This is a genomic window from Kitasatospora setae KM-6054, assembly GCF_000269985.1.
GTDB classification, from domain to species: Bacteria; Actinomycetota; Actinomycetes; order Streptomycetales; family Streptomycetaceae; genus Kitasatospora; species Kitasatospora setae.
The window spans coordinates 7,887,480-7,902,339 of sequence record NC_016109.1 but is presented as its reverse complement, the minus strand read 5'-3'; the positions used below and the strand labels follow the sequence as shown (position 1 = coordinate 7,902,339).

10 protein-coding genes are annotated in these 14,860 nt (G+C 79.5%); 7 read left to right on the top strand and 3 right to left on the bottom strand.

Annotated elements, in window-relative coordinates; genetic code table 11:
• Positions 1 to 34 precede the first annotated feature (34 nt).
• Positions 35 to 625 (top strand): DUF4232 domain-containing protein, encoded by a 591-nt coding sequence (locus KSE_RS34615; protein WP_033257907.1) that lies wholly within the window; start codon positions 35 to 37, stop codon positions 623 to 625.
• Positions 626 to 644: 19 nt separating this feature from the next.
• On the opposite strand, the gene KSE_RS43730 is transcribed toward KSE_RS34615, so the two are convergent.
• Positions 645 to 1,754, bottom strand: coding sequence for an NlpC/P60 family protein (locus KSE_RS43730; protein WP_051055539.1), 1,110 nt, complete (start codon positions 1,752 to 1,754; stop codon positions 645 to 647).
• A gap of 343 nt (positions 1,755 to 2,097) precedes the next feature.
• Between KSE_RS43730 and KSE_RS42465 the strand changes: the two genes are divergently transcribed.
• Positions 2,098 to 3,087 carry a universal stress protein gene (locus KSE_RS42465; RefSeq protein WP_035834935.1) on the top strand — a complete coding sequence of 330 codons (990 nt, stop codon included), beginning with the start codon at positions 2,098 to 2,100 and terminating at the stop codon, positions 3,085 to 3,087.
• Positions 3,088 to 3,213: 126 nt separating this feature from the next.
• Here the strand turns inward: KSE_RS42465 and KSE_RS34600 are convergent, their stop codons facing one another.
• Positions 3,214 to 4,176 (bottom strand): FkbM family methyltransferase, encoded by a 963-nt coding sequence (locus tag KSE_RS34600; protein WP_157850047.1) that lies wholly within the window; start codon positions 4,174 to 4,176, stop codon positions 3,214 to 3,216.
• A 265-nt stretch (positions 4,177 to 4,441) separates the two neighbouring features.
• Here KSE_RS34600 and KSE_RS34595 point away from each other — a divergent pair, with 265 nt between their 5' ends.
• The 5 genes from KSE_RS34595 to KSE_RS34575 all read left to right on the top strand — a co-directional run bounded on the left by KSE_RS34595 (position 4,442) and on the right by KSE_RS34575 (position 13,783).
• A complete protein-coding gene (locus KSE_RS34595; protein WP_148283211.1) occupies positions 4,442 to 5,023 on the top strand; it encodes an Ig-like domain-containing protein in 582 nt (193 codons plus the stop codon).
• A 10-nt stretch (positions 5,024 to 5,033) separates the two neighbouring features.
• Complete coding sequence (locus KSE_RS39085; protein ID WP_081539758.1) at positions 5,034 to 7,181, top strand: glycosyltransferase family 2 protein; 2,148 nt, start codon at positions 5,034 to 5,036, stop codon at positions 7,179 to 7,181.
• A 56-nt stretch (positions 7,182 to 7,237) separates the two neighbouring features.
• Positions 7,238 to 8,347, top strand: coding sequence for a glycosyltransferase family 4 protein (locus KSE_RS34585; protein WP_014140042.1), 1,110 nt, complete (start codon positions 7,238 to 7,240; stop codon positions 8,345 to 8,347).
• A 358-nt stretch (positions 8,348 to 8,705) separates the two neighbouring features.
• The gene (locus tag KSE_RS39080; protein ID WP_014140041.1) at positions 8,706 to 13,136 is read left to right on the top strand and encodes a glycosyltransferase; all 4,431 of its coding nucleotides are present in this window, start codon (positions 8,706 to 8,708) and stop codon (positions 13,134 to 13,136) included.
• Positions 13,133 to 13,783 (top strand): class E sortase, encoded by a 651-nt coding sequence (locus tag KSE_RS34575; protein ID WP_014140040.1) that lies wholly within the window; start codon positions 13,133 to 13,135, stop codon positions 13,781 to 13,783. The genes KSE_RS39080 and KSE_RS34575 overlap by 4 nt, the downstream gene beginning before the upstream one ends.
• Here KSE_RS34575 and KSE_RS34570 read toward each other — a convergent pair.
• On the bottom strand, positions 13,768 to 14,772 hold the full coding sequence (locus KSE_RS34570; protein WP_014140039.1) for an ankyrin repeat domain-containing protein: 1,005 nt from the start codon (positions 14,770 to 14,772) through the stop codon (positions 13,768 to 13,770). The genes KSE_RS34575 and KSE_RS34570 overlap by 16 nt on opposite strands.
• Positions 14,773 to 14,860 lie beyond the last annotated feature (88 nt).

The following is a 14,860-nucleotide window of genomic DNA, read 5'->3' as shown; positions in this document are numbered from 1 at the left end:
CCCGGGCCGCCGAACGACGAGTGGGACGACCGCCATGCACCTGCGCCACCTGCCCGCCGCCGTCCTGCTCCCGGCCCTCGGACTCGCCCTCACCGCCTGCGCCCCGCAGCCGCCCGCCCCGGCCGGCGCCGCGCCCGCGGCCCTGCCCGCCGCACCGGCGCCCGCCGCGCCCGTGCCCGCCACCACGGCGGCCGCCGGCCTGCCCGCCCGGGCGGTGCGCGACAGCGGCGGCCCCTGCACCGCCGACGACCTGCGCGCCACCGTCAGCGCCCGGGGCGGCGAACGGGCCGCCGAGCAGATCGAGTTGACCAACCGCAGCCCCACGCCCTGCACGATGACCGGCTACCCGGCCGTCGAACTGCTCGGCGACGACGCCCGCGCCTGGACCCTCCCGGCGCACCCCGGCGCCGCCGTCCGCACCGTCACGCTCGCCCCGAACGGCAGCGCCCGGGTCACCATCGACTACCAGCCCCGCACCGGCCGCCCCGGCGAGGAGTTCAAGGTCACCGGCATCGCCCTCACCCCGCCCGGCGGCACCGCCCCCCTCACCTTCCACTGGGAGGGCGCCAACCCCCGCCCCGGCACCACCACCGCCCACGTCGGCCCGGTCACCGCCGCCCCCTGAACCGCCCCCTGACCCGCCCTCAGCCCTGCGGCGCGGCACTCTCGACGGGCGCGGGCGCGGTCTCGGGCGCGGTCTCGGGCGCGGGCGACGGCGGGGCCTCGGTGGGAACGGGCGCGACCTGGGCGTCCGGGTCGGGCCGGACCGCGCCCAGGATCGGCAGCATGGTGACGGGCGCGAGCTTGACCACGGTGCCGGTGTGCGGGGCGTGGACGACGGTGCCGCCGCCCAGGTAGAGCGCGACGTGGCTGGCGTCCCCGTGGTAGATCACCAGGTCGCCGGGGCGCAGGTCGCGCAGCGCGACGTGCCGCAGGCCCGCCCACTGCTGCTGGCTGGTGCGCGGGATCGGCCGGCCGGCCGCCTGCCAGGCCTGCGAGGTGAGGCCGGAGCAGTCGAAGGCGTCGGGTCCGGCGCCGCCCCACAGGTACGGTTTGCCGCGCTGGGCGAGCGCGAAGTCGATCGCCTTCCGTCCGGCCTCGGAGGCCCCGCCGCCGGGTCCGGCCGGGCCGGCGGCGAGCAGTTGCCCGGCGGCGCTGTCGGCGAGGGCGGCCTCGCGCCGCTCCAGCAGGCCGAGTTGCTCGGCGGTGGCGGTGGCCAGCAGCTGTTCGGTGCGGGCGGTGGTCTCCTTGGCGCGGTCCAGGGCCCGCTGGGCCCCGTCGGCGGCGTCGGCGGCCGACCGCTCGGCCTGCGCGGCCTGTTCGGAGGAGAGCACCATCCGGTTGCGGGCCTCGCGCAGGTCGCGCAGCACGGCGGCGGCGCTGCGCGAGTCGGAGGCGGCGCGCTGGCGGCCCTCCAGGAACTCCTCGGGCCGGTCGGCGAGGAACAGCCGGGCCAGCGTGCCGAGTCCGCCGTTGCGGTACTGCTCGGCGACCAGCCGGGCCGCCTCGGTCTGGGCGTCGGCGAGCCGGCCGCGCTGCTGCTCGGCCTGCCGGGCGGCGTCCGCCGCGGCCTGCCGCCGCCGGTCCAACTCCCCGGCGGCGGCGGTGTATTCCTGCTGGGCCGCCTCGGTGGCGTGCCGGGCGTCGTCGACGTCCTTGGCCAGCCGGTCGAGCGCGGCCTCGGCACCGGCGGGCGGCGGCGGGGCGGGCTCGGCGGCGGCCGGGGCCGCCGGGGTGAGCAGGAGCGTTGCCACCAGCAGGGCCGCGGCCCGCCAGGATCGGGGTGTACCACGGGACACGGGTGTCCACCGTCCTCGGTCTGATGATCGTAGGCCACGGACACTGTGGCACCGCCCCCCGCCCGCTCCCGGGACTTCGCTTCCGGGGGCGCCCACGCTCACCCGCGCGGCCCAGCCCGCCGCCGCGGCCGCGCGCGCCCCGCCCGCCCGCCCGTCCGTCCGTCCGTCCGGCGGCTGTCCCGCGCGGTCGGCACCGCGGGCGGGCCCGGGCGGGGCGGCGCCCGGCATGACCGGCGCCTCCCGGGGTAGCCGGTGCTCGCCCCGGACGGCAGACGGCCGTCCGGCGCGAGAAGGGGACGTGACCACGGTGCAGAAGATCATGAGCGGGTACGACGGTTCCCCGGGGGCGCGGGCCGCGGTGCGGTGGGCCGGCGAGGAGGCCGCGCGGCGGGGCGCGGAGCTGACGGTGCTGCGGGTCTGGCCGTGGCTCGGCCCTTCGGAGCCGGAGGGCCCCAGCACCGATCCGGTGCGGCGGGCCGAGCACGAGGACCTGGAGGCCGTCGCCCGGGAGGTGGCCGCCGCGCACCCGGAGCTGGCGGTGGCCGTCCAGGCGGCGGCCGGTCCCGCCGCGGACGCCTTGGTGGACGCCGCCGAGGAGTACGACCTGGTGGTGCTCGGCTCGCAGGACCCGGGCGTGCTGGCCGAATGGCTGGGCGGCTCGGTGGCCCTCGCCGTGGCCGGGCGGGCCGGCTGCCCGGTGGCGCTGGTGCGCGAGCGGCCCGCCGAGGAGGACGCCCCGCTCGCCGGGCCGGACGCCCGCCTCACGGCGTCGGCCGCCCGCCCCGTGCCGGAGGGCGCGCTGCTCACGGCCTCGACCGGGGCGGACACCGGGCTCGCGGTGGCGGCACCCGCTCCCCCGGCGGCCCGGCAGCGGGAGATCGTGGTGGGCGTGGCGGGCGAATCCTCGCTGCCCGCCGTCGAGTTCGCGCTCGCCGAGGCGGCCAGCTCGGGTGGCCGGGTGCGGGCGGTGCACGGCTGGGACATGGTGCCGTTCTGGGCCGGGGCGCCCGGCTGGGTGCCGCCGGACCCCGATGTCGACCGGCAGGGCGCACTGATCGCCGCCGACCTGGACCGGATGCTGGACACCGCCCGGGCCGCCCACCCCGGCGTCGAACTGGGCGTCGAGGCCCACCTGGGCGGCCCCGCCGACGGGCTGCTCTCCGCCGCCGAACACGCCGACCTGCTGGTCCTGGGCCGCCACCCGCGCCTGCTGGGCCACCTCGGCGGCCTCGTCCACGCCGCCGTCCGGCGCGGCGGCGCCCCGCTGGTACTCGTCCCGCACGACTGACCCGCACGGCCGGCCCGCACGGCTGACCCACAGGTCCGCCCCCGTCCCGCCCCCGTCCCTTCCCCGGGCCGGGGGCGGACCGCTGTCCGGGGGCGGTACGGGGTCGGGACGGCTCGACCCGCCCGTTCAGCGCACCAGTTGGCCCCGGGCCCGGGGCCCGGCCCAGCGGGCGAGCAGTTCGCGGTCCTCGTCCCGGGCCGCGGCGACCACGTTGACCAGCCGGGCCCGGTAGGTCGGGGCGAGCAGCGCGGACGGGGTGCAGGCGGTGACGGTGTTCCGGGCGGTGTCGACCACGTGGATCTCGTCGTACGCCTCGGCCAGCAGCGCGGCGAACTCCTCGGCGTCCGCGCCGCACCCGGCCAGCTGCGGCGGACAGAACTCGGCGAACAGCACCGGCCGGTCGCGGGCCAGCAGCCGGCGGGCGCCGCGCAGCGCGTGCACGTCGTAGCCCTCGACGTCGACCTTGAGCACGTCGACCCGGCGCGGGCCGCCGTGCTCGGCGAACAGCGCGGGCAGCCGGGAGTCCAGCGCGACCTGGCGGACCGCGAGCCCGCCGCCGCCCGGCGCGGCGACCCGGTGCAGGCCGATGTCCTCGGCCAGTTCGAGGGTGGTGCGGCCCTCGGCGGGTCCGACCGCGTGCGGTTCGACCCGGACGGTGAGGCCGGGGCGGCCGGGGTTGCGGCCCAGGTTCGCAGCCAGCCGGGCCAGGTTGTCGGGGGCGGGCTCGTAGCAGACCAGCATCCCGTCGGCGGGCAGCGCGCGGGCCGCCAGGCAGGCGTACACGCCGAGGTTCGCGCCGACGTCGACGACGGTGCGGCGGTGCGCGCACAGCTCCTCGAACAGGTCGAGTTCGCGCTCCTCGTAGAAGCCGCCGAGCAGGCCCGCCGCGATCGACGCGCTGGCCGTCGGCACCGCCAACTCGGCGCCGCGGAACGCCGCCAGCACCTCGCCGTGGCCGTGCCCGGCCTGCACGCACCAGCGCATCACCCGCCCGGCCAGCGGCAGCCGGCCCACCGCGCTGCCCTTGAAGCACCACCGGCCCGCCCGTACCACCGCGTCCGCCGTCCGCCTGCGCAACTGCCCTGTCACCACTCCACCTCTCCTCGGCGCTGCCGCCTCTGCCGTTTCCCCCGCTACCGCTGCTTCCGCCGACCAGGTACCGCCGATCGGGCCCGGCGCGCAGCGGCCACCCCGGATCGGCGGCCCGGACCACCCGGGCGGCGCAGCGGGCACCGGGCCCTCCGGGTGAATCACGTGGTGACGGTGCGTCAGCGCACCGGCGGCGGTCAATGGCTGTGCGGGCAGCCCGGGTGAACGCGCCCGGGTCCGAACCCCTCTCCTGGCAGGAGCCCACATGACCAGTCCCCCCAGGGGCGTGCTGCGCTACGGCGCGGCCGCCCTGCTGTTCGCCTCCGGCGCCGCGCTGGCCGCGCCCGCCGCCGCGGCGGCCGCGCCGGTGTTCGACACGCTGGCGCCCGCGGCGGGCAGCTATCCGCTCAGCACCGGCACGCTGAGCGCCTCCGGCCGGACCTCCGGCCTCGTCCCGGGCAGCAGCGTGACCGTCTCGGGCGGCGGCTACCAGCCGGGCGCGACGGTCGAGTTGACCGTCTCCCCGGGCGGCGCCTCGCTCGGCAGCGCCAACGCCGACGCCTCCGGCACGTTCACCAAGACGTTCACCGTGCCGGCCGGCACCTCCCCCGGCAGCTACACCGTCCGGGCCACCGGCCCGTCCGCGCGCGGCGGCACCCAGGTCGACTCGCTGACCCTGCAGGTGGTCGGCAGGGGCGGCCGCCACCTGGCCGACACCGGTGGCGCCGCCACCGCCTCGGCCGGCTGGAGCGGCGGCGAGGCCGCGGGCGTCGCGGCGGCCGGGCTGGCGCTGGTGGCCGGTGCGGCGCTGACCGGCCGGCGGATGTACCGCAGGTCGCGCGGTTGAACGGGCGGCGATGACGCGACCTCCGGCATCCGCCCACGCGGTGACCGCCGACGGGCCGGTGGCCCGGGACTCCGCCGAGGAGTCCCGGGCCACCGGCCCCGGTCTGCCCGCCGGCCCGGCCGCGGCCGCGGCCGGCGTGCTGCTCGCGCTGCGCGGCTTGGCCGACCTCGGCCTGCACACCGCCGCCGGGCACCTGCTCGGCCCCGACCGCTACGGGGCGCTGGCCGCGCTCCTGGGGCTGCTCGCGGCGGTCGGCGTCGCGCTGGCCGCCGTGCAGACGGTGGTCGCCGCCGCCGTCCTGCGCGCGGCCGGCGCGGCCGGGGCCGGCGTCGATCCGCGGCCGCTGCTGTGGCGGGCCGTGCGGTGCGCGGTCCCGGCCGCGCTGGTGGCCGGGGCGGTGGCGGTCCCGGTGGCGGGGCTGCTGCGGCTGTCCGGGCCGCTGCCGGTGGTGCTGACCGCGGCGGTGCTGGTGCCGAGCACGGCGGTGGCGGTGCTGTGGGCGCACGCGCTGGGGAGCCGGGGGCCGGTGGCGGCGTCCTGGCCGCTGCTGGTCGGGGCGTTCGTCCGACTGGCGGGGGCCGGGTTCGCGCTGTGGTGCGGGGCGGGGGTGGGCGCGGTGCTGGCGGCGACGCTGTGCGGCGAGTGCGTGACCGCCGGGCTGCTGTTCGTCCGGCTGCCCGCGCGGCGTCCCGGCGGGCTGCCGCTGCGGGTCGAACGGCGGGTGCTGGCGCGGTCGGTGAGCGGGTTCGCCGGGCTGTGGGTGCTGACCGGGGCCGATCTGCTGTGCGCCCGGCACTGGTTGAGCGGCGAGGCGGCCGGCGGGTACGGCGCGGGCGCGCAGCTCGCCAAGGCGTCGCTGGCCTGCGCGAACCTGATCGTGCTGCTGCTGCTCGGCCGACTGGCCTCCGCGGACCGCCGCACCGCCGCCCGGGCGCTGACCCGCGCGCTGGGCGCGGCCGTGCTGGCGGGGGCGGGCACGGCGCTGGTGCTGATGGCGGGCGGCGGCACGGTGCTGCCGCTGGTGTTCGGCGCCGGTTTCGCCGTCGGACCGGGGCTCGGCCTGCTGCTCGGGATCGACGCGACGGCGCTGCTGGTGCTGACCGTGCTGCTGCACTACCGGGCCGCGCACGGCGGCGCCCCGCTGGGCGGCTGGGCGGGCGCGCTGGTGTTCCCGGCGCTGCTGGCGTGCTTCCCGGCCACCGCGCCGGGCATCGCCGCCGCGCACGCGCTGGCCGTCCTGCTGGCGGTGGCCTGCGCGCTGCCCGGCACCGGCCTGCGCCCGGGCCCGGCAGCGCCGGCGCTGCCGGCCGCCCGGGCCGGGTCCGAGGCCGAGGCCGGGACGGCGCCCGAGGCCGCCCGGGAGGCCGTGCACGAGATCGACCGGGCCGCCCGGATCGAGCTCAGCGTGGTCGTCCCCTACTACAACCCCGGCCCGGCGGTCGCCCGCCACCTGGCCGGGCTGCTGCGCGTGCTGGACCGGCAGGGCGCCAGCTACGAGGTGCTGGCCGTCGACGACGGGTGCACCGACGGCAGCGGCCGCCGGGTCGCCCGGCTCGGCCACCGCCGGCTGCGCCGGCTCGGGCACGCCGCCAACCGGGGCAAGGGTGCCGCGCTGCGCACCGGGTTCCGGCAGTGCCGGGGGCGCTGGATCGCCTTCATCGACGCGGACGGCGACCTGGCCGCCGAACTGCTGCCCGGCCTGCTGGACGCGGCCCGCCGCTCCGGCGCGGACGCGGCGGTCGGCGTCAAGCGGCTGCAGCACGGGCGGGTCCGGCGGGTCTGCTCCGGCGCGTTCCGGCTGCTGGCCCGGCTGCTGTTCCGGCTGCCGGTGCGCGACACCCAGACCGGGCTGAAGGTGTTCCGCCGCGAGGCGCTGGCCGGGGTGCTGCCGCTGTGCCGCGAGGACGGCTTCGTCTTCGACCTGGAGCTGCTCGCCCTGCTGCACCGCCACGGGCACCGCCGGATCGCCGAGGTCCCGGTCACCGTCCGCCCCCGCACCGGCAGCACCGTCCGCCCCCGGACCGCCCTGCGGATGCTGGCCGAGGCCCTCCGGCTCGGCGCCCGGCTCCACCGCACCCCCCGGAGCGCACCCGTCCCCGCCACCACCGCCGTCGACCCCCGGCCCGTCCTGCGCGCCCTCCCCGACAACGCGGGCTGACCCGCCCACCGGCCCCCCTTCCCACCCCACCCCATCCCACGACCTGAGCCGAGGCCATGCGCATCTGCGTCTTCAACTGGAAGGACACCGCCCACCCGGAGGCCGGCGGCGCCGAGGTGTACACCCACGAGGTGCTCACCCGCTGGGCCGCCGCCGGACACCGGGTCACGCTGGTGACCGCCGCCGCGCCCGGCGCCCCCGCGACGGAGTCCCGCGCGGGGGTGCGGATCGTCCGCGGCGGCGGCCCGCTGGGCGTGTACCGGGCGGCCCGGCAGTGGTACGGGACGCACGGCGCGGGCCGGTTCGACCTGCTGGTGGACGAGGTGAACACCCGCCCGTTCGGCTGCGCCGCCTGGTCGGCGGGGACGCCGACGGTCGCGCTGGTGCACCAGGTGGCGCGGGAGATCTGGGACGCCCGGTTCCCCGCGCCGCTGTCCTGGCTGGGCCGGTACGTCGCCGAGCCGCACTGGCTGCGCTCGCTGCGCGGGACGCCGGTGCTCACCGTCTCGCCGTCCAGCCGGGACTCGCTGCGCGCGTACGGCCTGCGCGACCTGCACCTCGTCCCGGAGGGGCTGACCCGGCGGCCGCGCCCGGCCGTCCCGCGCGAGCAGGCGCCGACGGTGCTGTTCGTGGGACGGCTGTCGCCGGTCAAGCGGGTCGACCACGTGCTGGCGGCGTTCGCGCTGCTGCGCCGCCGGATGCCGGAGGCCCGGCTGTGGGTCGTCGGCGACGGCCCCGAGCGGGCCCGGCTGGAGCGGCTGGCCCCGCCGGGGACGGTCTTCCACGGCCGGGTGCCGACCGCCCGGCGCGACGAACTGCTGGCTCGGGCCCACGTGTTGGTGGCCACCTCGATCCGCGAGGGCTGGGCCCTGGTGGTCGACGAGGCCGCCGCGATGGGCACCCCGACGATCGGCTACCGCCGCCCCGGCCTGTGCGACTCCGTGCCCGCCGCGGGCGGCCGACTGGTCGCCCCGCACCCCGCCGCCCTCGCCCGCGAACTCGCCGAACACCTGCCCGCCCTGGCCGCCGCCCCGGCCCCCGCCGGCTGGGCCGGCGGCGCCCTCCCCTGGGACGAGGTCGCCGAAGCCGTCCTCCGCACCGCCGTCGAAGCCGCCGCCCTCGCCCCCCGCCTCACCTCCGCCACCCCGGGCAGCGGCCCCCGATGACCACCCACGCACCCCGCGCCGCACGGCAGTTGGCGCCACCTCGGGCTGCCGACCCGCACCCAGGCCGCCAGGCCGCCCACGCACCCCGCGCCGCACGGCAGTTGGCGGCCCCCCGGCCCAGCGGACCAACCGCCGCGCCCGGCAAGCACTTCCGCCCTCCGAGCGCTCACGCGCCGCGCGCCGCACGGCAGTTGGCGCCGCTCTTGCTCCCCGTCCTCCTCTCCTCCTCCGGCGGTGCCCCGCGATGACCGCGCTCGTTCCCGTTCCCCGTCGTCCTGTCGCCGCCGCACCGCCGGGTTCCGCGCGGCGGGTGTGGCGTGCCGTCCGGGGGGCGGCGCACCGGCGCCGGGACGGGCTGGTGCGGTGGGGGGTGCCCGGGGTGGTGGCGGGGGCGCTGCCGCTGCTGTGGTTCCGGCCGGGGCGGGAGTTCGCGACGGGGGACGTCGGGCCGTTCCGGCGGGAGGCGCTGGGGGCGGAGCTGGGGAGCGTCTGGGGGCACCAGATCACCGGGACCGGCGGGCCCTCGTACGAGGTGGTGCGGCTGCCGGACCTGCTGCTGGTGCGGCTGTGCGGGCTGCTGGGGCTGGGGCCGGGGGTCGCGCAGGCGGTGCTGTACGCGCTGGTGCTGGCGGGGGCGGCGACGGGGGCGGCGTGGCTGGCGTCGGTGTGGCTGCGGCATCCGCTGGCGGCGGCGACGGCGGGGCTGCTGGCGGCGGTGAACGTCTACACGCTGGTGTCGCTGCTGAATCCGCTGCCGGTGCTGGCGACGGCGCTGGTGGCGTGGTTCGGCGGGCACCTGCTGCACGCGGCGGCGGGGCGGCGGGTGCGGGCCCGGACGGTCGCGCTGACCTCGCTGCCGCTGTGCTACCTGGGGATGAACCCGCCGCTGCTGGCGGTGACGGCGGGCGCGGTCGCGGTGCTGGCGCTGGCCGCCGCGCCGCTGACCGGCGGGCGGTACCGACCGGTGCTGCGGCTGGTCGGGCGGGCGCTGCCGCTGCTGGTGCTGGCGCAGCTGTGGTGGCTGCTGCCGCAGGCGGTGACGCTGGCCGGCGGCGGGGCGGGGGCGGACTTCAGCGCGCAGACCAACGTGCGGGCCTGGGCGTGGACGCAGGCCCGCAACACGCTGCCCAACATCCTGGCGCTGAACGCGCACTGGGGCTGGACGCACGCCGAGTACTACCCGTTCGCGGCGGCGGTGGACGGCGCGCCGTGGGGCGTGGCGCGCTGGGCGCCGGCGCTGCTGGCGCTGGCGGGCGCGGTGCTGCCGCCGGGGCCGCGCCGCACCCGGTGGGCGCTGCGGGCGGTCGCGGGGGCGGCGCTGGTGCTGGTGCTGCTCTGCAAGGGGCTGCACGCGCCGCTGGCGGCCGTGAACGGCTGGCTGTACGCGCACCTGCCGGGGATGTGGCTGTTCCGCGAGCCGATGAGCAAGTTCGGCGTGCTGCTGGTGCTCGCCGTCGCGGTGCTGGCGGGAGCGGCCGTGCAGCGCGCCGTGGACGCCGACCGGGGGCAGTGGCGGAGGCGGGCGCGGTGGCGGTGGCGGGCCGTCGCGGCCGTGCCGGTCGCCGCCGCGCTGGCCTACCCGTGGCCGCTGTGGACGGGCGCGGTGGTCACCCAGGTGCGGCCGCCGCTGCCGTCCGCGTCGGTGGCCGTCCCGGCGGACTGGCAGCGGGTCGCGGACGCGGCGAACCGCTCGGCCGCCGCCGGGAAGGTGCTGGAGCTGCCGTTGCAGGGCTACTACCAGGTGCTGACCGCATGGGGCTTCCACGGCGTGGACGACCTGCCGCGCGACCTGCTGACCCGGCCGCTGCTGCAGCGGCTGCCGGGCGGCTACTTCGACAACGCCTCCGGCCCGGCCCGGCTGCTCGCGCTCGCCGAGGACGGGCTGGCGGCGGGCGACCGGGACGGCGCGGACGCGGCGGCGGGCGCGCTGCGGGCGCTGGGGGTCGGCCAGGTGCTGGTCCGCCGCGACCTGCGGACGACGGCGGGCGACGTGCCCACCGCCGACCCGGCCGCGCTGGCCGCCGCCCTGGACCGGCTGCCGGGGGCCCGCCGGACGCTGGCCACCCAGGTCGCCGACCTGTACGAACTCCCGCCCGCCGCAGGCGAGTCGGGCGGGCTGCTGCTCGACCCGGCGGCCGACCTGCGGACCACCGCCGAGGCCGCCGCCCGCGGCGCGGCCACCACCGCCGACCCGGCCGTGCCGGTGGACGCGGCCCGGCTCGCGTTCACCGCCCCGGGCGGCGGCGGGCTGCGGCTGCGCGCGGACGGCGGCCCGTACGCGGCGCGCGCCGACCGGGCGGCGGGCACCGCGTACCTGCCCGAGCGCACCGCCGAGGGGGTGCGGCTGGCCGACGCGGGCCGGGCCGCCGTCGACGGCGCCGCGCTGCCGGCCGCGCCGGAGCTGCGGCTCGACCTGCCCGCCGGGGCGGAGCCGGCCGCGCTGCTGGTCGGGCCCGAGGTGCTGCCCTGGGAGCCGGGCCGTCCGGTGGTGGTCCGCCCGGGCGACCGGGTCGCGGCCGCGCTGGCCGACGGACCGGACCTGACCGGCGCGCCGGAGGCTCAGGCAGACGGCGGCTGCGGGGGCGCCACCAGCCTTGCCGGGGAAGGTAGTTGGGAGCTGCGTGCCGAACCGGGCAGCAGCGCCTGCGTCCGCCTGCCGCTGGCCGGGACGCCCGACGGCGGACTGCTGGAGGTCGCCGTCGAGTACCGGGGCAGCGCGCCCCGGATCTGCCTGTGGCAGGACGGCCCGGGCAGCTGCGCGATCGAGCGCCGGCTGCCCGCCGCCGACGACTGGCGGCCGTTCCGCGCCGTGCTGCGACTGGCCCCCGGCACCACCGGCGCGGTGCTGTACGGGTACGCGGACGCGGACGGCGGCCACCCGGCCGACGCCGCCTACCGCGCGGTGGACGCCACCGCGCTGGGCGTCGCCGCCGAGGCCGCCCCGGCCGCCGACCCGGCGCCGCTGCCGCTCGGCCCCGGCCCGCACCGGGTCGACGCCGACCCGGGCCTGCCCGCCGCCGGGCCGCCCGCGTTCAGCGCCCTGCAGGACTGCGGCCGCACCGACGGGCGCGGCTTCGCCGAGGCCGGCCTGACCGCGACGCCGCTCGGCACCGACGGCGTCCGGCTCACCGCCCGCGCCCACACCGCGTGCGTCAGCGTGCCCGTCGACTCCTTCGAACCCGGCACCGGACACCGCCCCGGCCGCTACCGGCTCACCGTGAACTACCGTACGGTGAGCGGCAGTCCGGCCCGGCTGTGCCTGTGGCAGGACGGCCCCGGCCGGTGCGCCGAACTGCCGCGCACCGCCGACAGCGCGCAGTGGCACACCCTGGACACGGTGCTCGCCCCGCCCGCCGACAGCCGCGCCCTGACCCTGTTCCTGTACGCCGACGGGGACGACGTGGGCCGCACCGAGGTCGAGTACACCGGCCTGCGGCTGACCCCCGTGCTGCCGCTGGCCGTCCGGGTCGACTCCGCCGGGCCCGCGCCCGCCCGGGTGGCCGCCGTCCCGGACGGCGCCGGGCGCTGGCGGGCCCGGCTGAGCGGCGTCGACGGCCCGGTCGCCGTCGCCCTGCCCGACTCCGCCGACCCGCGCTGGGAGCTCACCGGCCTGCCCGCAGGCTGGAGCGCCCGCCCGCTCACCCTGGACGGCTACCGGGCCGGCTGGCTGGTCGAGGGGCGCGGCGACGCCGAGCTGCGCGTCGCGTTCGGCCCGGACCGCTGGTGGCGGATCGCCGTCGGGCTGTCCGCCGCGACCGTGCTGGCCTGCGCGAGCGTCCTGCTGCCGGGCCGGCGCCGGCCCTCCCCCGTCCGCCCGCTGCCCGCGCCCGGGCCCGCGCTCGGGCCCGCCCCCGACCACGCACCCGACCCCGAGAGGCCCCCGATGTCCGCCGCCCCGTCCGCCCCGTCCGGCCCGTCCAGCCCGTCCGGCCCGGGCGCACCGCCCCGGATCGCCGTGGTCGTCCCCACCCGGGACAGCGCGCCGCAGATCGACCGGCTGCTCGACTCGCTGGTGCAGCAGCGCGACGGCCTGGAGGTGCTGGTCAACGAGGACACCCGGACCAGTCAACCGCTCGCCCCCGCGCTGCCCGCCTTCCACGCCCGCGGCCTGGACGTCCGGCTCGCCCGCGACAACCCGTCCCGGGCCGCGGGCCGCCGGCGCGGCGTCCGGCGCACCAGCGCCGCCGTCGTGCTGCACCTCGACTCCGACATGACCGCCGGGCCCGGCCTGCTCGCCGAGTGCCGCCGGCTGATCGAGGACGAGGGCTACGACGCGCTGGTGATCCCCGAGGTATCGGTCGGCGAGGGCTTCTGGGCCCGCTGCAAGGTGCTGGAGAAGCGCTGCTGGGACGGCGACCGGGCGGTCGAGTCGCTGCGCTGCCTGCGCCGCGAGCTGTACGACCGGGTCGGCGGCCACGACGAGGAACTGGTCTGGTCCGAGGACAAGGACCTCGACCTGCGGGTCCGCGCCACCGGCGCCCGGATCGCCACCACCCGCAGCGTCCTGATCCACGACGAGGGCCGCACCACGCTGCGCGCCGCGATGCGCAAGAAGGCCCACTACGCCGCCACCGCCGGACGCTACGCCGCCCGCCACCCCCGGCACTTCGCCGCCCAGGCCGGCCCCTGGCGGCTGCCCGTGCTCGCCGCCCGCGCCTGGCGGCTCAGCCGCGACCCGCTGCTGACGGCCGGCCTGCTGCTGCTCAAGACCTGCGAGTTCGCCGCCGCCGGCACCGCGCTGCTGGCCTCCGCCCTGCCCGGCCCGCACCGCGGCGGCACCCGCGGATGAGCGGCGCACCGCTGGACCTCGCCCGGCGCGCCGCCACCGGCGCCCTCGCCGCCACCGCGCTGCTGCTGGCCGGCGCCGTCGCGCCCGCGTACGGGCCGGCCGCGCCGGCCGCCGGCCCCCCGCCCGCCGCTCCCTCCGCCCCCGTTCGCTCCACCGCCGCCGAGCCCGCCGCCCCGGCGCCCGGCGCCGAGCTCGGCACCCTGAGCATCCCCCGGCTGGAACAGCTCGGTCTGCCCGCCGACTTCACCGTCCGGGAGGGCGTCGAGCGCGGCACCGTGCTCGACTCCGGCGCCGTCGGCCACTACGAGGACACCCAACTCCCCGGCGAACAGGGCAACCTGGGCCTCGCCGCGCACCGCAACGGCCACGGCGAGCCGTTCCGGCACCTCGACCGGCTCTCCCCCGGCGACCGGGTGGTGCTGCGCACGCCCCGCGCCACGTACACCTACGCCCTGGACCGCGAACTGCCCGAGACCGGCTCCGACAACTACGGCGTGCTCGACCCCGTCCCCGCCCAGGCCGGCTACACCGGCCCCGGCCACTACCTCACCCTGACCACCTGCACCCCCGAGTTCACCTCGCTGTACCGCCTGGTCTGGTGGGGGCACCTGGTCTCCGAGACCCCGGCGGCTCAGGACTCCCAGTAGTCGAGGTCGGGCAGCCGGACCACCAGGTCGAAGGGGCCGGTGACCGCGCGGGCGTCGACGGGGCGCAGCCCGGCGAAGGCACACGCCTGGGCGACCGGCCGGCCCCGGTGGAGGTAGTCGGCGAGGACCTGTCCGGGCGCGGTCCGGGGGTTCGGGCCGCCGCCCGGGTGCAGGTCCCAGCCCTCGACCGCGCCGTCGCGGACGGTCGCCCCCTGGTTGCCGCTCTTCGGGTTGGCGTAGAGGCCGTAACCGACCGTCCCGGCGGTCAGCCTGGCCAGCACACCCGGAGCGGACGGGGTGTGGCCCCACGGCTGGGTGACGACGCACCCGCCCGGGACGGTCGTGACGCCGACGATCAGCAGCGCCTCCTCCTCGTCCCACTCGTACGGGTCGGCGAGGAACTCCGCCAGGAACTCCTCGCCGACGGGCAGCGCGCCCAGTCGGCGGACCGCCTCGGCGGCGTCGATGCCCGAGACACAGGCCAGGCCGGTGCCCTCGCCGTGGAACTCGCCGAGCGCGTCGGCGAGTTGCCGGGCCGCGCGGACTTCCTCCCGTTCGGCGGCGGTCAGTTCGGCCGGGACGGCGGCGGTCGGTTCGGCCGGGACGGCGCGCGGTGCCGTTCCGGCGGGGGGACCGGGGAGCGGGAACAGGTCGGGGACGGGCCCGGCCAGGGCGAGCCGGCCGGGCGACCAGCCGTCGAGCTGGGGGCGCCAGGGGTCGGCCCCGGCGGCGGCCAGGGCCCGGGCGTTGTCCGGGCGGTCGGCCACGACCGCCTCCCACAGGGCGGTCGTCCCGTCCTGCACCGCGTCCACCTCGGCGACCCGGCTCGCGAGTTCGGCCACCGTCGCGGCGGAACCGTAAGCCGCCGCGAAGTGCAGCGGGCGTACGCCGCCCCCGCACCGCTCCGGATCCGCCCCCGCGTCCAGCCGGGCCCGCACCACCGCGTGGTCGCCCCATTCGTCCCAGCGGATACCCGCCCAGCCCGTCATCGCGCCCCTCCCGTCGGTTTCGTCCACGCACTGTCGCAGACCGCTCCGACAGGCGCCCGGCCGTGGCCGGGAGGGTGCGCGCGGCGGA

Bases quoted from the DNA above. Each gene is read 5' to 3' on its own strand.
- KSE_RS34615 (WP_033257907.1), top strand. From the start codon at position 35: ATGCACCTGCGCCACCTGCCCGCCGCCGTCCTGCTCCCGGCCCTCGGA.
- KSE_RS34595 (WP_148283211.1), top strand. From the start codon at position 4,442: ATGACCAGTCCCCCCAGGGGCGTGCTGCGCTACGGCGCGGCCGCCCTG.
- KSE_RS39085 (WP_081539758.1), top strand. From the start codon at position 5,034: ATGACGCGACCTCCGGCATCCGCCCACGCGGTGACCGCCGACGGGCCG.
- KSE_RS34585 (WP_014140042.1), top strand. From the start codon at position 7,238: ATGCGCATCTGCGTCTTCAACTGGAAGGACACCGCCCACCCGGAGGCC.
- KSE_RS34575 (WP_014140040.1), top strand. From the start codon at position 13,133: ATGAGCGGCGCACCGCTGGACCTCGCCCGGCGCGCCGCCACCGGCGCC.
- KSE_RS34570 (WP_014140039.1), bottom strand. From the start codon at position 14,772: ATGACGGGCTGGGCGGGTATCCGCTGGGACGAATGGGGCGACCACGCG.